This window comes from Kocuria sp. ZOR0020 (assembly GCF_000800955.1).
GTDB lineage: Bacteria > Actinomycetota > Actinomycetes > Actinomycetales > Micrococcaceae > Kocuria > Kocuria subflava.
In genome coordinates, this window is record NZ_JROX01000200.1 from 1 (window position 1) to 3,960 (window position 3,960).

A 3,960-nucleotide genomic window follows, 5' to 3' on the forward strand; every position below is an offset into this window, starting at 1 on the left:
GGCCGCTCACATGATGAGGTGAGCGGCCGGCGTCGTCGTACTGGGGTTTCAGGAACCCGAGGTCAAGGGGTCAGCGCTTGACCTTCTTGAGCTGCTGGGTCCAGAACATGCTGGTGGTGACGCGGTCGGAACCGTCCCAGGCGTCCAGGCCGGTCAGACCGGGGACGTCGGAACCGGTGAACACGGGCTCCTCGCCACGGCGGCGCTGGGCCTCGTAGTTCTTGAGGACCTTGGCCGCCACGCCCGAGAGCAGTACAACTGCAATCAAGTTGATGGTGACCATCAAGGCCATAGACACATTGGCTAGCGCCCACACGAGCTCAAGCGCGGCCACCGCGCCCATCATCACGAACACGAGCACCGTGATGCGGAAGGCCAACATGGCACCGCGGGAGCCCGTGAGGAACATGATGTTGGCTTCACCGTAGAAGTAGTTGCCGATCACGGAGGAGACGGCGAACAGGAAGATTGAGATCGTCAGGAAGTGGATCGCCCAATCTCCCAACTGTGCTGCCAGCGCCGACTGAGTGAGGGCCGCACCCTGTGCGCTCTCCCCAACGGTTGGGTTGGAGAGCAGCACGATGAACGCGGTCATGGAGCAGATCAGCCAGGTGTCAAAGTAGACACCCAAGGACTGGACGTAGCCCTGTTTGGCGGGGTGGGAGATGGAGGCAGTGGCACCGGCATTGGGAGCCGAACCCATGCCAGCCTCATTGGAAAACAACCCGCGCTGCATGCCCAGCATGAACACGCCGAAAAGGCTGCCGACGGCGAACTCCCGCACGCCGAATGCACCCAGGACGATGTCCGCGATCATGTTGGGGACCTCGGTGATGTTGAGAACGACCACCAACAAACCCAGAATCACATACAGAATCGCCATGATTGGCACGATCGCCTGGGTGAACGCCGAGATACGACGAATACCGCCAAAGATGATCAGCGCCGTGAGAACCACAATGGCGAGTCCAACAAGAACCTTGAACATCATGCTGTCCGGGGAGGTGGTGTCGACGTCGAAGGAGCCCGCCAGCGAATCCACAATAGCGTTGGACTGCACGGAGTTGAACACAAACGCATAAGTCACGGTGATGATGACCGCGAACAGTGCACCCATCCACTTCTTGTTGAGCCCGTGCGTCATGTAGTACGCCGGACCGCCGTAGTAGCCGTGATGTCCGGTGCGCTTGTAGAGCTGACCCAACAGGGACTCCACAAAGGCACTGGCACCGCCGATGGCAGCGATGAACCACATCCAGAACACGGCGCCTGGGCCACCCAGGCTGATGGCCAGGGCAACACCGGCAATGTTGCCCGTTCCCACGCGAGAGGCCGCGGAGACGGTGAAGGCACGGAAGGAAGATATGCCCTTCTTGCCGTCCGGGTCCTCCCCGGGAGGATCCCCCAAGACACGGAACATCTCCGGGATGGAGCGCCACTGCACGGCGCGGGTGCGGATGGTCAGGAAAACACCGGACCCGACCAAGATGATGAAAACGAAGTACCAGATCCAGGTGTCGACGACGCCGACCAGGTCAATGAGCTGTTCCACGGTTCCTCCGATGGTGAGAGGGACAGAAAACGGGGGCAGACCATGGACGCTTGCACCCGACCGGCGCACTGTACATCAGCATGCTTGTCCAGGTTGTTTCACGCAGGTGAGAAGCCACAACGCCGGACACAAATCAAGCCGATGGCAGTTTGGTACGTCATCAGGGTTTGATGACGTACCAAACTGCCACCGGCTTGGGTGGCGGCAGTTGAAACTACTCCGGGATCACCCGCACGGCACCCTTGTCCGCAGAAGTCACCATGGAGGCGTAAGCGCGCAGGGCAGCCGAGACCTTGCGCTCGCGTTCCTTGGCCGGCTTCCAGGGCAGGGCACCCTTGGCTTCACGACGACGCGCCAACTCGGCGTCGTCCACGTCCACCTTGAGCACGCGGTTCTTCACGTCGATCACAATGGGATCCCCGGTTTCAATCAACGCGATGGCGCCACCGGCGGCGGCCTCCGGGGACATGTGGCCGATGGACAGCCCGGAGGTGCCTCCGGAGAACCGGCCGTCCGTGATCAACGCGCACTTCTTCCCCAGGCCCAGGCCCTTGAGGTAGGAGGTGGGGTACAGCATTTCCTGCATGCCGGGACCGCCCTTGGGGCCTTCGTAGCGGATCACCACAATGTCCCCCTCCTGCACGTTCTTGGAGAGGATCTCGAACACGGCCTCGTCCTGGGACTCCACCACAAACGCCTTGCCCTCGAAGTGGAAGAGCTCCGGGTCGATGCCCGCTGTCTTGATGATGGCCCCGTCCTCGGCAATGTTGCCGAACAGCACGCACAGGCCACCTTCTGCGGTGTAAGCGTGCTCCAGGTCCCGGATGCAGCCTTCAGCGGCATCAACGTCATGGGATTCGTATTCATTGGCCTGGGAGAAGGCCTGCGTGGTGCGCACACCACCGGGTGCAGCCAGGAAGAACTGCTTGGCCTCCTCAGAAGCCTTCCCGGAGCGGATGTCCCACTCATCCAGGGCCTCACCCATGGTGGGCGAGTGCACCGCAGAGACGGAGTCGTCGAACAGCCCGGCACGGCGCAACTCCCCCAGGATGGCGGGGATGCCACCGGCCCGGTGCACGTGTTCGATGTGGTACTTGGTGGAGTTCGGAGCCACCTTGGCCAGGCACGGCACCCGCCGGGACAGCGCGTCAATGTCTGACATGGAGAAATCCACACCGGCTTCCTGAGCCGCGGCCAGGATGTGCAGCACCGTGTTGGTGGAACCGCCCATGGCAATGTCCAGCGCCATGGCGTTGTTGAACGCCGTCTTGTTGGCGATGGAGCGGGGCAGCACGGATTCGTCGTCGTCGTGGTAGTACTTCTTGGCCGATTCCACAATGCGGCGCCCGGCCTCCAGGAACAGCCGCTTGCGGTTGGCGTGGGTGGCCAGTGTGGTGCCATTGCCCGGCAGGGACAGGCCCAGGGCCTCGGTCAGACAGTTCATGGAGTTGGCGGTGAACATCCCGGAGCAGGAGCCGCAGGTGGGGCAAGCACTCTCCTCGATCAGAGCCAGCTGGGCATCGGTGACGGATTCGTCCACGGCCATGACCATGGCATCCACCAGATCCACGCGGTGCTCCACCACGCCCTCAACGCCCTCACCGGATTCCATGGGACCACCGGAGACAAAGATGGTGGGAATGTTCAGCCGCATGGCAGCCATGAGCATGCCGGGGGTGATTTTGTCGCAGTTGGAGATGCACACCAGGGCGTCCGCGCAGTGCGCATTGACCATGTACTCCACAGAATCCGCAATGATGTCGCGGCTGGGCAGGGAGTAGAGCATGCCGTCGTGGCCCATGGCGATTCCGTCATCCACGGCAATGGTGTTGAACTCCTTGGCCACACCGCCGGCTTCCTGAACCGCTGACGCCACCAACTGACCCATGTCCTTGAGGTGCACGTGACCCGGGACGAACTGGGTGAAGGAGTTGGCAATGGCCACGATGGGCTTGCCAAAGTCCTCGCTGCCCATGCCCGTGGCACGCCACAGTGCGCGAGCCCCTGCCATGTTGCGGCCGGTGGTTGATGTGGCAGAACGCAGCTGCGGCACGGTGACTCCTCAAGATCCAAGCTCATTCGACGTGCGGGCGGTGGCCCGGTGTTGGGGCACGGCCACCACCGATACTCCACGCCAACCACGACGACGAACGCCTTGTTCCGTCATGTTGGCGCCTTCAACCCCACACGCCCACCACAACATTGGCACGAAGCCGAGCGGCCCGCTAATCTGAACATCAACATTTGCTAATGAAAATCCGCTCCGAGAGGCACCACGTGAGCAACCAGTTCCCCCCTCCGCGCAACCCCGAGTACCAGGGTGCACCTCAGTACAGCGGTCCGCCCCAGTACCAGCGGCCCGCCCCGCAGCAGCCCCAGTACCAGCAGCCGCAGTACCAGGGGCAGCC

2 protein-coding genes are annotated in these 3,960 nt (G+C 62.4%); both read right to left on the reverse strand.

Translation table 11 applies throughout. The features are described 5' to 3' along the window. Nucleotides 1-70 precede the first annotated feature (70 nt). Nucleotides 71-1,552: a sodium:alanine symporter family protein gene (locus L979_RS11450; RefSeq protein ID WP_047692344.1), complete on the reverse strand. Its 1,482-nt coding sequence runs from the start codon at nucleotides 1,550-1,552 to the stop codon at nucleotides 71-73. A gap of 214 nt (nucleotides 1,553-1,766) precedes the next feature. Continuing rightward, on the reverse strand, nucleotides 1,767-3,605 hold the full coding sequence (gene ilvD, locus L979_RS11455; protein WP_047692345.1) for a dihydroxy-acid dehydratase: 1,839 nt from the start codon (nucleotides 3,603-3,605) through the stop codon (nucleotides 1,767-1,769). Between the last annotated feature and the right edge of the window lie 355 nt (nucleotides 3,606-3,960).